We start from the raw sequence: 14,989 nt of genomic DNA, 5'->3' as shown, positions 1-14,989 counted from the left end.
CTATGGATGCGCCGCGCAGACTGGTCCTGGTCAAGGGTGAGTCGGAACTCCCCGATCCGGCTGTTGCCGTGCGCAAACCCCCACTGATTCGTGAAGCCTACGGACGAGTGCTGCGGGAGGTTCGACGCGATCAGGACCGAACTCTCGACGACGTAGCCGCAAAGGTCGGGATGTCGAAGCAATACCTCTCCGAGATCGAACGGGGCAAGAAGGAACCGTCGTCGGAAATTCTGCGCGCAATCTGCGAAGCGCTCGGGATGCCGCTCGAGCATCTGCTGTTCCGAGCGGGCAACCGGATCGTTGCACTCAACTCCCTCACCTTCGGGCACTCTCCCGCACCGATCTCGGGTCCCGTCCTGATGGCGGCCTAGTCAGTTCCCTTCGATGAGGGTGTCGGCCAGCCCGTAGGAAATAGCGTCGTCGGCAGTGAAGATCCTGTCGCGATCGGTGTCCTTACGGAGCCGCTCGACGCTCTGACCGGTGTGCTTACTCAGAATCGCCTCGGTCTGCTCCCGGATTCGCAGGATCTCGGCTGCTTGAAGCGCGAGGTCCGAGATGGTGCCACTACCTTGCGTCGACGGTTGGTGCAGCAGCACCCGCGAATGGGCGAGAACATGCCGATGGCCCGGAGTGCCGGCGGCCAGAAGCACTGCAGCAGCCGAAGCCGCTTGACCCATGCAGTACGTCGAAATCGTCGGTTTCAAGAACTGCATGGTGTCGTAGATCGCGAGCATCGCCGTGGTGGAACCGCCGGGAGAGTTGATGTACAAACCGATTTCGCGATCCGGGTTATCGGCCTGCAGATGTAGCATCTGAGCCATCACGACGTTGGCGACGCCGTCGTCGATCTCTGTGCCGAGAAAGACGATGCGTTCGTTGAGCAGCCTACTGAAGATGTCGAAAGATCGCTCACCCGTTGGCGTTCGCTCGATGACACTGGGAATCGTGTACTGGGACATGACGTCACAATCCGATCTTGGGGAAGGTGGCTTGCGGTGCGATCTCGGCGAAGGACGTCACGACGCGGTCGACGATTCCGTACTCGCGCGCCTGCTCGGCGGTGAACCAGCGATCCCGATCGCTGTCGGTCTCGATCTCTTCGACGGTCCGGCCCGTTTCGGCGGCGAGGATTTCCTGCGATTGACGCTTCATCAGTTCGAGGCTCTCGGCCTGAATCGCGATGTCCACCGCAGTGCCGCCGATACCGGCCGAAGGTTGGTGCATCATGATGCGGCTGTGCGCCAGGCTGATTCGCTTACCGTGCGTGCCGGAGCAGAGAAGCACCTGGCCCATGCTGGCGGCGAAGCCCATCGCGACCGTCACGACGTCGTTGGGGATGAGCTTCATGGTGTCGTAGATGGCCAGACCGGCAAACACCGATCCGCCGGGTGAATTGATGTAGAGCACGATGTCGCGCTTGGGGTCGGTGGTGGCGAGGAGTACCAGTTCCGAACACACACGTTCGGCCATGGCGTCGTTGACCTCGCCGGTGAGCAGAATGGTTCGCTGTCGGAAGAGCCTGTCTGTCAACAGGTCACGGTAGCCGGTATCGGTGGGCGCTTCAGTAGTCATGAATCCATTCCTACCGGCGCGGCAGTGCCGCGGCCCCGCCTGTCTGCTGTGGGCAGACCGTGCGCACGCGACCAGATTCGGACCAGCCTGAACCAAACCCCTGAACTGGGCTTTCCTGCCGGAACAACGGCACCGACGATTGCCCGACACCATCCGTGGGGGTTATATGGGGTTATGCACATCAGTGCAGGTCAAGCGGTCGAGATCAGGTAGAAGAGGAAGAATCGATGCCGAAGGTCAACATCTATCTCCCGGATGACCTCGCTGCTGCTGTACGCGCACGCGGACTGCCTGTCTCGGCAATCTGCCAGATGGCACTCCGCGGAACACTCGATCGCGAAATTCCTGATTCTGCCGTGCGTATCACCGAGCATATCGACACCGATCTACCCTTCAGCCCACATCTTGCGTCGGTAATTTCTCTGGCACCCGCGGCAGCTGCTGGAAAAGGCTCACGGACAGTCGATTCCGAACACTTGTTGCAGGCGCTGCTAGACGAGGAAGAGAACCTGATATTGCGAGGCCTCGACCACCTCGGCCTGACACGGACGTCGATCCAGAAGACTCTCGACCTTGTGGTGCCCGACGGTACCCCACTCGACGACAACGACGTGACGTTCGGCCCCGAGGCGAGAGCCATCCTCGAAGCGGCTGTGACCGACGCGCAACTCGTCGGCAATTCCATCGTCAACGGAGCAAATCTTGTGTGGGCGTTGGCCAACGCGACAACGGGATACGCGGCGGAAGTCTTGGATCAGCTCGGTTTCTTCCAAGTAACCACCCATCAAGCCTTGGGGTTGATCGAGGTAGGCGTTGCACACGCCAATCGGTACGCACCGGCCGGGCAAGCCGGAATCCTCACGGAATTGGCAAAGATCACCGACCGACTCGAACGCCTCGAGGCCTCCCTATCACCGTCGTGTAGCTAGAGCGAACATCTCGTACTTCTCTCTCCCAACGCATTCCAGATCGGAGGTGCGCTGTCATGGCGCGCTCACTCCCTCGTTTTCGCGGGCACGTGGTCACTGACGATGTCGAAAACCTTCTCGTGTCGACTGACGTCCTCGTCGTCGGCGGGGGTCCGGCCGCTACGTGGGCGGCCGTCGCCGCCACCGAATCCGGCGCGGCCGTCACGTTGGTGGACAAAGGCTATGTCGGTGCCAGCGGAGTCGCCGCCACTGCAGGAGTCGGCCATTGGCTCGTGCCGCCAGTGGCCGAGCGCCGCGACGAGGAGATCTCGAAGCGTGAACGCTCCGGTGGATACATCACCGATCGCATCTGGACTGAAGCGGTACTCGACGAGGCTTGGACGCGAACCGCTCTCATTCCCGAATGGGGTTACAAACCCAGGACGAAGCCGCGCGGTTCCGGAACACTTTTCGGCGCCCGCCCCGGTGAGCGATCGTTCTCCGGTGCAGCTCCGGACTACCTTCGATTCCTTCGGGGGAAGGTGAAGAAGTCCGGTGTACTCGTACTCGATCACAGTCCGGCACTAGAACTTCTCGTAGATGCCGGTGGGACGGTGTCCGGTGCAACGGGTTACCAGCGCCAAGTGAAACGGCCGTGGCGTGTCGATGCCGGCGCGGTGATCCTGGCAACCGGCGGAACGACGTGGAAGAGCCATTCCCTCGGCGGAGACGTCAATACCGGAGACGGGCATCTGATGGCCGCGGAGGTGGGCGCGCACCTCTCGAGCATGGAGTTCTCCAATTTCTACGGAATGGTGCCGTTCGGAACCAGCATGGACAAGAACGGATTCTTCGTCACTGCCTCGTACTGGGATCATCTCGGTGAACCGATTCACTATCACGACCTACATCAAAGCCGCGCAGAGCTTCTCGGCGCATCGCTGAGGGGCACGATCACCGCACAGTTCACACAGTTCGGCGAGGAAATGCAACCGGCATTGCGAGCCGCCATGCCCAATTTCTTCATGGTCACGGACAAGTTGGGGGTCGATCCGTTCAACGAGCGCTTCCCGATGGACTGGGTTCAAGAAGGAACGGTCCGAGGCACCGGTGGGATACATATCCTCGACCATGACGCATCCACCGGAGTTTCCGGACTCTACGCCGCTGGAGACATCGCCGCACGGGATCGCATCGTCGGCGCAGCCACCGGAGCGGGTGGCCCCAACCTGTCGTGGGCCATTGCGACCGGCACCTGGGCGGGACGAGCAGCCGCGTCCTTCTCCGATAGCCGAAGAGCGACAGACCTATCCGACACTCGATCGTCAGGAACGCTCGGTGTGAGAGATCGAGGTTTCGACGACGTACGCGGCTCTGTTCGCGCCATTCAGTCCGAGATGCTCCCGATCGACAAGTCCGTGTTCCGAAGCAACGACGGATTGATCGATTCGGCTACTCGACTTGATCGTCTCTGGGAGAGCGCATCTCGCGACCTCGACCACACAACTGCCGGAACAGAGGCAATCGCGCAACGCGAAGCGGCCGGGATGCTCGCGATGAGCCGCTGGGCGGTTCGTTCGGCCTTGGTACGGACCGAAACTCGCGGCATGCATACTCGCATCGACTTTCCCGCCACCGACGTGGACCAAACCCATCGCTTGCTCAGTGGCGGCTTGAACGACATCTGGGTTGCCCCCGATACCGAGTTGCCCCGCGTCGGCAGTGCATTGGCTCAGCAGGGAAGTGCATCATGATCGAGTTGATCAGCACCGACCGGTGCACGACGTGTGACATCTGTGTCCGCATCTGTCCGATGAACGTCTTCGAAGCCGTAGCGGATTCACCACCCGCGATCGCACGGCATTCGGACTGTCAGACATGTTTCCAGTGTGAGGCGTACTGCCCCGCCGACGCCATCTTCGTCTCACCGTCGCGTACTCCTGAGCCTCAGGACTCCGAACTACGCGATGAGGAGCATCTGATCGGGCAGAACCTGCTCGGGATGTACCGCGAACGGGTCGGATGGCGCAAATCGTCCCCTCGTCCGACCCAATCCACAGCCGACTATCACCAGCTCGCCCAGAACGCCAGGAGAACACCATGAAAACCCGATCTCGCGCCAAAGGCTTGACAGCCCTACTCACGATTGCGCTTTTCGCAACGACAGCGGCATGCTCGTCCACCTCCGCGGCTTCCGACAGCGGTTCGAAAGATCTTGTCCCACTGACGGTCGGGGCGCCCTGGAACGGGGCTGCAGGCAAGAGTCCTACCGACACCACCTCGTTCGGGTACGCCGTGCACGAAGGCCTCGCGCAACCCATCCTCGAGAAGTACGGCTTCGAGTACAAAGCCTTCGTGGGCTTCAACAACGGCCCTCCTGTGGTGCAGGCGCTGCAGACCGGTGACGTGCAGGTGGGATTGATCGGGGATACCCCCGCGGTTCAGGCCAAGGCCAGCGGAATCGACGTGCCCGCCCTCGTGATCGACAAACCGTCGTCGGATATCTGGTTCCTCGGCCGTGAGGGCGGAGTATCAAAGATCGAAGACTTGGCAGGCAAGAAGGTAGGACTGCAGTTCGGGTCGAACTTCGACAAGTACGGCCGGGCGGTCCTCGAACGATCCGGTGTCGCGGACAAGGTGGAGTTGGTCAATCTGCTCTTTGCCGATGCACTCCCCGCTCTGCAACGTGGTGACATCGACGCCGTGCCCCTTCCGGCCACGACAGCCGGCATCTGGAGGAAACAAATCGACTTTCCTGTCCTGTCCAAGGCCAGCGTCGACGATCCGGATCTCCTCGCGACCAGCGTGGCGCTGACGTCGCGAGATACGCTGAACTCGAATCCCGATCTGGGCAAGGCTGTTTGGGAAGTCATTCAAGCAGGCGACAAGGCGATCGATGCTGATCACGACGCCTACGCACAGTTCGTTTTCGACGCAACGGGATCACCGGTGGACGTTGTCAAGGAAGCAACGCTTTGGAACTTTCAGAGTGAGCCTGTCGACCCTGACGGATTGAACACCGTCCGTTCGACTCTCGACTTCTTGGTCAAGTCCGGAAAGGCTCCCAACGCATTCGACGTCACGACCTGGGCTGTCTCGTGAGCGTCGAGGCACCCCAGTTACCTGCAGCGGCAGCGGCGGGCTCGGATGCAGACAGAATCGCGCCTCGCACTGCCAAGCGTCGACGAAGCCGGCTCTCCGATACTGCGCTTCGCGCGAGTGTTCCGGTCGCATTGGTCACCGTGTGGGCACTCGGATCAGCGACGGGCCGAATCGACGAAAAGGTCTTCCCGTCTCCCTGGTCCGTGTGGTCGGCGTTTGTCGAACTCGTGACGACTGGTGTTCTGTGGGAGAATCTTTCGGTCTCACTTGTGCGAGTAGCCATCGGGTTTGCCATCGGCGGCGCCCTCGGACTCTCGCTCGGTATTGCGTCGGGATTGTTCGCTCTCGCCGACAAGCTTGTGGACCCCACGCTCCAGATGCTCCGCACGATCCCGTTTCTTGCGATCACACCGCTGTTGATTCTATGGTTCGGCATAGACGAGCGTCCCAAAATTATTATCATCGCGGCCGCAGCACTGTTTCCGCTGTACATCAATACTCACAGTGGAGTCCGCAATGTCGACCGCAAGGTCATCGAGGCCGGACGTGTGTTCGGACTGCGCGGTCTCGGGCTGATTCGCCAGGTGATTCTGCCGGAGATGATTCCGTCGGTGCTCGTCGGATTGAGAGTCTCGTTGTCGGTGTCACTTCTCGCACTCATCGTCGCCGAATTGAGTAATGCACCAAAGGGTCTGGGATTTCTCATGACTTCTGCGCAGCAATATTTCCAGACCGACGTCCTCGTGGTCGTCGTCATCATCTACGCAATCTGGGGGTTGTCGGTCGACCTCCTCGTTCGGGGTATCGAGCGAATCCTGATGCCCTACAAGCAATGGGGGAATAGCGCATGACCGTCCGACATACGGATTCGGGTGTCCATGCTGTCGACGTCGTGAAGACTTTCGGGGATCGGACAATTCTGGACGGTTTCTCACTCGACGTGAGACCGGGGGAGTTCGTGGCACTTCTCGGAGCCAGTGGTAGCGGCAAGACGACCTTTCTGCGGATCCTTGCCGGACTGGAGGATTTCGATGCCGGTGAGGTCCGTGCACCGGAAGCCCGGACCGTCGTCTTCCAAGAGCCTCGTTTGATTGCGTCGAAGCGAGTCCAGGACAACGTCATACTCGGACAACGCTCCACCCGGAAGAACCGTGAAGCGGCTGCGGCCGCGCTGGCAGAAGTGTCGCTCGCCGGGCGTGAACGCGCTTGGCCCACGACCCTGTCCGGTGGTGAAGCCCAGCGCGTGGCCCTGGCACGAGCACTGGTACGTAACCCGCGGCTTCTTCTGCTGGACGAACCCTTTGCTGCACTCGATGCGCTCACGCGTCTCCGCATGCAGGCATTGGTTGCGGAGCTGTGCCGCAAACATCGCCCCGCGGTCCTTCTGGTGACTCACGACATCGACGAGGCAATCCTGTTGGCCGATCGTATTGCGGTGCTGCGGGACGGCCGGGTCAGCACTCTCGAGACCGTGTCGTTCGTGAAGCCGCGCAGTCCCTCGCAGCCGGGATACGCCGCGCTGCGGACTCGACTCCTCGAAGAGTTGGGAGTACACGAAGCTGTCGGCGCGTGATCGCTCCGCTGACCCTGCGGCGGTAGCGGTACCGCGCACACCCGGCCATGATGGGAGAAGACAACCATTCCTCTCGTCAGGAGCGTGGCATGACTCGTCCGGTACGCATCGGTGTTCAACTCCAACCCCAGCACGCACCCGACTACGGGTTGATACGCGACGCCGTCTTGCGGTCCGAGGACGCTGGAGTGGACATCGTCTTCAACTGGGACCACTTCTACCCGTTGACCGGCGATCCCGACGGAGCCCACTTCGAATGCTGGACCATGCTCGGCGCCTGGGCCGAGCAGACCGAACGTGTCGAAATCGGCGCCCTGGTCACCGGCGGTGGCTACCGCAATCCTGATCTGCTGGCCGACATGGCGCGAACCGTCGACCACATCAGCGGTGGACGGCTGATCCTCGGCATCGGCGCCGGCTGGTTCGAGAAGGACTACGACCAGTTCGGCTACGACTTCGGCACTCCTGGTTCACGGCTGAAACTGCTGGGCGAATATCTCCCCCGCATCACGGGCCGCCTGGCGAAGGGCAACCCGCCGCCGACGCGCAACATCCCGGTCCTCATCGGCGGTGGTGGTGAGAAGAAGACCCTGCGCCTGGTCGCCGAGTACGCCGACGTCTGGCACAGCTTCGGCGACCGTGAGACACACCTGCGCAAGTCGGACATCCTCTCCGACCATTGCGCCGACGTGGGCCGGAACCCGATGGAAGTGGAGCACTCGGTGCCGTGGCCTGGGCTCGAGAATGCTGCCGACCTGGTCGCCGACGGCGTCTCACTCTTCACCGTCGGCGTCAGCGGACCTGACTACGACCTGACGACGCTTGTCGAGGCCATCGGCTGGCGCGACGACAACACGGCACCTGCATTGAGCGGGCTGGCCTGAGCGGTACCGAGGACTTCGTCGGTGTCGGCGCCGAGAACGGGCGGCGCCGACGTCAGACGTGGCCTCTGTCCGGAGAAGTTGACCGGAAAGGCTACTTGCTTCAACGATCCGAGCGTCGGATGGTCGACGGTTCCGACCATGCCGAGTGCGGCGGTGTGGGGATCGGAGTAGATCTCGTCGAGATGCCGGATCGGTGAGACCGGTACGGCGCGCTCGGCGAGCAGAGCGCACCAGTATTCGACGGTTCCGGACGCGAAAGCGCTGGTGAGTTCTCGTTCCAGACTCTCGCGGTTCTCCACCCGCTCGCGGTTGTGGACAAAACGAGGATCGGTCGCCAGTTCGCCTCGACCGATCGCCTCGCACAGCGACGCCCACATCGAGTCGTTGCCGACGGCGATGACGAAGTACCCGTCGCTGGCAGGAAATGCTTGGTAGGGAGCAAGATTCGGATGACCGGAGCCCAACGCAGTCGGGCGCTCACCGGTGGCGAAGTAGCTGGTCGCCCAGTTCACGTGCATGGCGAGTTGGCACTCGTACAGCGACGTGGTCACGTACTGTCCGCGCCCGGTCCGACCCCGCTCGACCAATGCAGCCAGGACACCGACCAGACCGAAAAGCGCTGCACCCAAGTCCCCCAACGCAAATCCGGACTTCATCGGAGCGCCACCCGGTTCACCGGTGAGCGACATGAGCCCACCCGCGGCTTGCGCGATCATGTCGTACCCCGGTTCGTCGCGCAACGGCCCCTCTTCCCCGAAGGCAGAGATGTGCAGGGTGATCAGATGTGGGTATCGCTCGGACAGTGCCTGGTAGTCGAAAATCTTCTGTAATCCGCTGCCGGGCTTGAAGTTTTCCACGACCACGTCAGTCTCTTCGAGCATGCGGTGGATGATCTCCTGTCCTTCGGCAGACTTGAGGTCGATCGTCACCGACTTCTTGCCGCGGTTGATCGCGAGATAGTAGGCGGCATCGACCCCGACGAAGGGAGGCCCCCACGAACGTGTGGGGTCGCCACCCTCGGGGTGCTCGATTTTGGTGACGTCCGCTCCGAGATCGGCAAGCGACATAGTTGCGTACGGTCCGGCAAGGATCTTCGACAGATCGAGAACGCGGACACCGGCGAGAGGTGCGGGTCCTTGGGGAGAATTCACCGGTGAACTCCTGCCACAGAGAGGAACTCGGCGACGACCTCGCGTGCGTCATCCAACTCCACGTCGCCGCCCTCGGTAATCACGTCGAGATTGCCGAGCGCAGACGACGGCACCTTCCCGGCAAGACCGGCCAGGTAGGAGTTCGCCACCAACAGCGACCGGTACCCGCAACCTTCTCGGATGCCGTGATCCGCAAGATCGAAGAGCAGGGTCGCCATGACAGTACGAGCCAACTCGTCGGCATATTTTGCACTGGCGGCCTGGGCGGCATCGTCAGATCCGGCGATCAGACGATCTCCCTCCTCGACCAGTTCCTCCCAGCGCTGCAACAGAACTCCGGCGCCGGCGTCACAGTCAGGTCCGACAGTGGACAGGATGTCCGTCATCGCTGCCGCAACCGTGCGGTGCGAGCCGAACTTGCGCAGGCACCGAAGTACGTCCAGCGCAATGACATTACTCGAGCCCTCCCAGATCGAGCCGAGGTGGGCGTCTCTCACGAGTCGCGCGTTCACCCATTCCTCGATGTACCCGTTTCCTCCGCGGACCTCCATTGCCTCGCCGGTGACCACCCGCGCGCGTTTGCAGACAAAGTGTTTGGCGATCGGCGTCAGTACCCTGATCAGCGCGCGCGCCTGTTCGTCCCCTCCGTCTGCAGCCTGAAGACACTGTGCGCTGTAGGCGACGAGAGCCAGCGAAGCCTCGGCATCGAGCGCAAGGGGAAGAAGTGTCGCACGCATCAGCGGCTGGTCGAAGAGCCTCTTACCGAACACAACTCGGCTCTTCGAATGTTCGACGGCTTCACGAACTGCTCGGCGCATGAGAGCGCTCGAACGCATCGCATTGGAGAGGCGAGACGTGTTGACCATCTCCGCCATCTGGCGGAACCCTCGATCGAGTTCACCGACCTGGAGAGCGTGCGCGCGGTTCAGCGTCACCTCGCCGCTCGGCATGGAACGCGTACCCAGCTTGTCCTTGAGACGATCGATCGTGAGGTTGTTGCGCTCGCCGGATCCCAAGGTCTTGGGCACCATGAACATTCCGACTCCACGCGTCGAACCATCCTGTCCGCCCGGGAATCTTGCGAGGGTGATGATCACATCGGCATCCGGGTTGGAGGCGAACCACTTCTTGCCCGTCAGAACCCATCCGTCACCGTCGCGCTCGGCGCGTGTTTCGGTGCAGGCGATGTCGGTGCCTGCCTGAATCTCGGTCATGAACATCGCACCCGTCTTCGCCTGCTCGGGGTCCGTCGACGTCAACGCATCGATCCAGGGCGAGAACACGGCCGGATCACCGAACATACGCAGGGTCCGCGCAGCAGCATCTGTCATCGATACCGGGCAGGCCAGCCCGAACTCTGCCTGCACGAAGATGTACGACGCGAGGTACTTCGCGAGTGGCGGATGCACGGAGTCCCATCCGTGCAAGCCTTTTCGGTGCGACATGGCGGACAGGCCGTACTCGTTGTACGCCGCCCGGCACAGTTCCAGGTAGGCCGGGTGATAAGAAATCCGGTCGACGCGATCACCGGCCCTGTCGAATTGCTGCAGCACCGGCGGGTTCTTGTCTGCGATGTCGGCAAGCTCGGACAACCGGCCGGCGGCATCTCGGCCCAGTCGGTCGAGCAAGCCGTTCAACGTCTCCCGGTCCGCCCCGACGGTCCATCTGTCCACAATCGCTTTCAGAGCAGGGTCGGTGTGTGCAAAGTTCATCAGTGGTCAACGCCTTTCAGGGTGGAAGCATCGGTCATGTTCGAGGAACTCGTCGACTCCGGCCCTTGCGCGTGCAGCGCACTTCTGCGCAGCAAAGCCGTCATACAGACAAGGGAGAGAACGACATAGACGAGCCCGAGAGCCACGACCGGCCAGATCGAGTTGGTTCGCGTCAGCAGATACTGGCTGACCATCGGGGCCGTTCCGGCGAATACGGCCGTCGACAGTTGGTACGACAGGGAGATGCCCGTATACCGAACGTTGGTGGGGAATACCTGCGCCAGAATGCCGGCCAGCGCGGCGTAATACATTGCGTGAGGTGCCGTCGCGAGGATCATACCCAGAATCGCCAAGGGAACAGAGCCGGTCTGAACCAGCAGGAACATCAGCGGTAGGAGCACGAGTTCCGGTAGCAGCATCCAACGGACAGCTTTCGACGGATCGATTCGCGTGGCCAGCACGGCGCCGAAAGGCTGTACGAGTGTCTGGGCTATCAGTGCCACGGTGATCACGAGGAGGAAGTCGCTGCGCTCGAATCCGAGATCCGTTGTCGCCCAAGAGAGCGCAAAGGTTGTCTTGACGTACGTGATGGCGACGCCGGCAACCACGGCACCGACACCGAGAGCAAGTTCGACGGGATGCGAACGAAGAACCTCGACCAGCGGCATCCGTGTACGTTCCTGTGCCGCAACGGCCTTCTTCATCTCGGGCGTCTCGGAGATATGCAGTCTGATGTAGAGGGCGACGATGACCAACGCTGCGGATCCGAGGAACGGCAGGCGCCAACCCCACGACTCGAACACCGAATCCGACATCAGGGTCAGGCCTAGGAAAGCCAGCGTCGCGAGCAGATTGCCGACCGGTGAACCCTGCTGCGCAAACGCGCCGTAGAGCACCTTCTTCTTCGGGGGAGCGAACTCGGTGGCGATCAGTACGGCACCACCCCATTCGCCGCCCATGGCAATGCCCTGGAGAACGCGAAGTGCAACAAGCAATATCGGTGCCCAGATCCCGATCTGGGCGTACGTAGGGAGGAGGCCGACCCCGACAGTTCCCAACCCCATCAGCGCGAGGGTGATGATCACGGCGTTCTTGCGGCCGAACTTGTCTCCGAAATGACCGAAGACCACTCCGCCGACCGGGCGAGCAACGAATCCCACGGCAAAAGTTGCGAAGGCTGCGAGTGTTCCCACCGCCGGCGACGCGTCCGGGAAGAACAGCGGGCCGAGCACCAGAGCGGATGCGGTTCCGTAGATGTAGAAGTCGAACCATTCGATGGTCGTTCCGACAAACGCCGTAATGCCGGCCTTCCGCGCTTGTTTGGTGCTGCATTCGGGCGGATTGGTGTCGTGACCTGGGTGTTGATCCACGGTTCTCCCTGATTCTCGCGTCGGGCATCACCAAGGGATGCAATGTGAGGCGTGAATCACTATCGTCCGAAATCCATGTAGAGTCCAAGACTTAGTTCGACTCATTTATGTGGGCAAACCACATAATGAATGACGGGAGTAGAGACGTGGAACTTCGTCAACTTCGCGCGTTTCTCGCAGTCGCCGACGAACTTCATTTCGGCCGCGCTGCCGAGCGACTCCACATCGGGCAGTCCCCGCTCAGCCAGACCATTCGCGCGCTCGAGCGCGAACTCGGCACCGACCTGTTCATCCGGACCACCAGATCAGTGCAATTGACCGCCGCAGGCGAAGCCTTGGTCACGCCAGCTCGGATCATCGAAGCGCAGATCGCCGTCGTACGAGATATCGCATCGGCCGCGTCGACCGGCGAGACGGGCCGTGTCACAGTGGGTTTCGGCGGAACAGGCGGCTACACCGTCCTGTCGGCCCTGACACGGTCACTGGCCGACTCCCATCCGGGAATCGAACTGGACCTACGGCCGCAGATGTACTCGGGTGAAGTGCTCGACGCTCTCCGACGCGGAACCCTCGACATGGGCATCGTCGGCCTGCCCATTCCGCGCGGATTCGAGACTCACACGGTGCGCGAGGAAACCTTGATGGTCGCGGTTCCGGCCAGGCATCACCTCAGTACCCATGACTCGGTGTCACCGGAAGACCTCGCAACCGAACGATTCGTGATATATCCCGCCGAGCACGGCTCGGTGGTGCGCGATGCAACATTGTCCGTCTGCGCCACAGCAGGTTTCACACCCACCGTCGCGCACGAGGCCCCCGATCCGTACAGCCTGTTGGCCATGGTCGGAGCGGGGGTCGGGATCGCCGTCGTCGTGGAGTCGACGGCGCATCTGTCCATGGAGGGGGTCGTGTACCTGCCGATCGCCGGAGCCACGCCCACACTGAAAATCGCTATGGCATGGCGACCGAACAATCCGACGCCGGCAGTACACACCGTCACGAGGGTACTGAGGGAGCAGCCTTAGGCTCTCGCGAGAATTCCGGCGAAATCTGTTCCCACAGGCAGAGTTCCGTACTCGTGACCACGGTCGGCGCCGAGGCGAGCGGCAATGAACGCATCGGACGAGGCGGCCGGGGAGTGGCGCACCATGAGCGAAGCCTGCAGTGCCAACGCCATAGCCTCGACGACGGTCCGAGCGCGGAACTGCGCGTCGGCGGGTGCCATCGTGGCGAGCTCACCGAGTTGGCGTCGTACCCGATCGAGGTGCTGATCGAGGACCGGGTTGTTGCCGCGAGCGAGGTTGACCTCGTGGTCGAAGGCGGCAACGGAATCGGGTTCACGGGTCATGGCGCGCAGGACATCGAGTGCGATGACGTTGCCCGACCCCTCCCACACGGCCATGACGGGCTGCTCACGGTAACGACGGGCGAGCGGGAAGTCCTCCGTGTAGCCGTTGCCGCCCAGGCATTCGAGCGCTTCGTAGGAGTGGTGCGGACCGCGCTTGCAGATCCAGTACTTCGCAACAGCTGTCGCGAGTCGGCGGAAAGCCTTCTCCTGCTCGTCCGCGTCCTCGTCCTGCGCACGGGCCAATCGCAGAGCGGTGATGGTCGCGGCCTCGGATTCGAGAGCCAGGTCGGCAAGCACCGACGTCATGGCCGGCTGATCTGCCAGGACGGCACCAAAAGCGCTGCGGTGCCGTGCATGCCACACCGCTTCGGCCAGCGACTGACGCATACCTGCCGTGCTGCCAAGGATGCAGTCGAGTCGCGTCTGGGACACCATTTCGATGATGGTCCGCACACCGCGTCCCGGTTCACCGATCATGGTGCCGACGGTGCCGTCGAGTTCGATCTCGGACGACGCGTTGGACTTGTTGCCCAGCTTGTTCTTCAGACGCTGGATACGGAAGACGTTGCGTGTTCCGTCCGGCAGAATGCGGGGGAGAAGGAAGCAGGAAAGTCCCTCGCCGGCAGCACCTTCGGCCTGAGCGAGGACCAGGAAGGCGTCGGACATCGGCGCGGAGCAGAACCACTTGTGTCCGGTGAGCAGGTAGTCCGCACCCGGGCCGCCACGTCCGGCCGGCTTGGCGATGGTCGTGTTGGCTCGCACGTCGGAGCCGCCCTGCTTCTCCGTCATCGACATTCCGAAGATCGCGGATGCCTTTCCGGGAGCGTCTAATTCGGGGGTGTAGCTCCGCGATAGGGCTCGCGGCGTCCAGATGGCGGCCACGTCCGGTTGCAGCTCGAGCGAGGGGATCACGGCGTGCGTCATGGAAATGGGGCACGCGTGGCCCGGTTCGACCTGGGAGAAAAGCATGAATGCCGCGGCCCGTGCCACGTTGGCACCCGGCTTCGGGTCAGCCCACGCAGACGTATGGGCACCGTGCGCAACGGCAGCAGAGATGATCCGGTGATACGACGGATGGTATTCGACCTCGTCGATGCGGTTTCCCCAGCGATCGAAGGTCTTCAATTCGGGGATCACGGTGTTGGCCAGCTCGGCGTCGTGCTGGAACCCGGCACTGCCGACCAGTTCACCGATATCGGTGAGTTCACTGGTGGCCCAATCGGCGTCGTGGCGCGCGACGCCTTCGGCCAGGACCGTATCGAGCAGGAACTCGTTGACGTCCGTGCGCGGTACCGACTGGTTGAGCACTGCATGGGTGCGATGCGGAGCCGGGTGGGTGACGGTCTTCTCGGAAATATCGGTCATGACA

General features: G+C 62.2%; 15 protein-coding genes. 9 read left to right on the top strand and 6 right to left on the bottom strand.

Annotated features, from left to right (window positions below; translation table 11 throughout):
• Positions 1–2 precede the first annotated feature (2 nt).
• The gene (locus ACFWAD_RS03195) at positions 3–371 is read left to right on the top strand and encodes a helix-turn-helix domain-containing protein (protein ID WP_003946041.1); all 369 of its coding nucleotides are present in this window, start codon (positions 3–5) and stop codon (positions 369–371) included.
• On the opposite strand, the gene ACFWAD_RS03190 is transcribed toward ACFWAD_RS03195, so the two are convergent.
• Both ACFWAD_RS03190 and ACFWAD_RS03185 read right to left on the bottom strand, forming a co-directional pair.
• Positions 372–959 (bottom strand): ATP-dependent Clp protease proteolytic subunit, encoded by a 588-nt coding sequence (locus ACFWAD_RS03190; RefSeq protein WP_003945993.1) that lies wholly within the window; start codon positions 957–959, stop codon positions 372–374.
• A gap of 4 nt (positions 960–963) precedes the next feature.
• Positions 964–1,572 carry a ClpP family protease gene (locus tag ACFWAD_RS03185; RefSeq protein WP_020909763.1) on the bottom strand — a complete coding sequence of 203 codons (609 nt, stop codon included), beginning with the start codon at positions 1,570–1,572 and terminating at the stop codon, positions 964–966.
• 227 nt (positions 1,573–1,799) lie between these two features.
• On the opposite strand from ACFWAD_RS03185, the gene ACFWAD_RS03180 reads away from it, so the two are divergent.
• The 7 genes from ACFWAD_RS03180 to ACFWAD_RS03150 all read left to right on the top strand — a co-directional run bounded on the left by ACFWAD_RS03180 (position 1,800) and on the right by ACFWAD_RS03150 (position 8,039).
• A complete protein-coding gene (locus ACFWAD_RS03180) occupies positions 1,800–2,501 on the top strand; it encodes a Clp protease N-terminal domain-containing protein (protein WP_003946017.1) in 702 nt (233 codons plus the stop codon).
• A 56-nt stretch (positions 2,502–2,557) separates the two neighbouring features.
• A complete protein-coding gene (locus tag ACFWAD_RS03175) occupies positions 2,558–4,234 on the top strand; it encodes an FAD-binding protein (RefSeq protein ID WP_378541322.1) in 1,677 nt (558 codons plus the stop codon).
• Positions 4,231–4,584, top strand: a complete 354-nt coding sequence (locus ACFWAD_RS03170; protein ID WP_378541320.1) for a 4Fe-4S binding protein — start codon at positions 4,231–4,233, stop codon at positions 4,582–4,584. The genes ACFWAD_RS03175 and ACFWAD_RS03170 overlap by 4 nt, the downstream gene beginning before the upstream one ends.
• On the top strand, positions 4,581–5,582 hold the full coding sequence (locus tag ACFWAD_RS03165; protein WP_378541318.1) for an ABC transporter substrate-binding protein: 1,002 nt from the start codon (positions 4,581–4,583) through the stop codon (positions 5,580–5,582). The genes ACFWAD_RS03170 and ACFWAD_RS03165 overlap by 4 nt, the downstream gene beginning before the upstream one ends.
• Complete coding sequence (locus ACFWAD_RS03160) at positions 5,579–6,433, top strand: ABC transporter permease (protein ID WP_378541316.1); 855 nt, start codon at positions 5,579–5,581, stop codon at positions 6,431–6,433. The genes ACFWAD_RS03165 and ACFWAD_RS03160 overlap by 4 nt, the downstream gene beginning before the upstream one ends.
• Positions 6,430–7,155: an ABC transporter ATP-binding protein gene (locus ACFWAD_RS03155; protein WP_378541314.1), complete on the top strand. Its 726-nt coding sequence runs from the start codon at positions 6,430–6,432 to the stop codon at positions 7,153–7,155. Before ACFWAD_RS03160 ends, ACFWAD_RS03155 begins: the two co-directional genes overlap by 4 nt.
• Positions 7,156–7,244: 89 nt before the next feature.
• Positions 7,245–8,039, top strand: coding sequence for an LLM class F420-dependent oxidoreductase (locus ACFWAD_RS03150; protein WP_378449988.1), 795 nt, complete (start codon positions 7,245–7,247; stop codon positions 8,037–8,039).
• Here the strand turns inward: ACFWAD_RS03150 and ACFWAD_RS03145 are convergent.
• Genes ACFWAD_RS03145 through ACFWAD_RS03135 form a run of 3 tightly spaced genes read right to left on the bottom strand, consistent with a single transcriptional unit; the run spans position 7,961 to position 12,272 of the window.
• Complete coding sequence (locus tag ACFWAD_RS03145) at positions 7,961–9,190, bottom strand: CaiB/BaiF CoA transferase family protein (protein ID WP_378541312.1); 1,230 nt, start codon at positions 9,188–9,190, stop codon at positions 7,961–7,963. The genes ACFWAD_RS03150 and ACFWAD_RS03145 overlap by 79 nt on opposite strands.
• Positions 9,187–10,902 (bottom strand): acyl-CoA dehydrogenase family protein, encoded by a 1,716-nt coding sequence (locus tag ACFWAD_RS03140; RefSeq protein ID WP_378541310.1) that lies wholly within the window; start codon positions 10,900–10,902, stop codon positions 9,187–9,189. The genes ACFWAD_RS03145 and ACFWAD_RS03140 overlap by 4 nt, the downstream gene beginning before the upstream one ends.
• Complete coding sequence (locus tag ACFWAD_RS03135; RefSeq protein WP_378541308.1) at positions 10,902–12,272, bottom strand: MFS transporter; 1,371 nt, start codon at positions 12,270–12,272, stop codon at positions 10,902–10,904. Before ACFWAD_RS03135 ends, ACFWAD_RS03140 begins: the two co-directional genes overlap by 1 nt.
• 146 nt (positions 12,273–12,418) lie before the next feature.
• Here ACFWAD_RS03135 and ACFWAD_RS03130 point away from each other — a divergent pair, with 146 nt between their 5' ends.
• A complete protein-coding gene (locus ACFWAD_RS03130) occupies positions 12,419–13,297 on the top strand; it encodes a LysR family transcriptional regulator (RefSeq protein ID WP_378541306.1) in 879 nt (292 codons plus the stop codon).
• On the opposite strand, the gene ACFWAD_RS03125 is transcribed toward ACFWAD_RS03130, so the two are convergent.
• Complete coding sequence (locus tag ACFWAD_RS03125) at positions 13,294–14,985, bottom strand: acyl-CoA dehydrogenase family protein (protein WP_378541304.1); 1,692 nt, start codon at positions 14,983–14,985, stop codon at positions 13,294–13,296. The genes ACFWAD_RS03130 and ACFWAD_RS03125 overlap by 4 nt on opposite strands.
• Positions 14,986–14,989: the final 4 nt, after the last annotated feature.

The organism is Rhodococcus sp. NPDC059969, from assembly GCF_042738325.1.
GTDB lineage: Bacteria > Actinomycetota > Actinomycetes > Mycobacteriales > Mycobacteriaceae > Rhodococcus_F.
The sequence above is the reverse complement of the archived record's forward strand: the minus strand, read 5'-3'. Positions and strand labels throughout refer to the sequence as shown.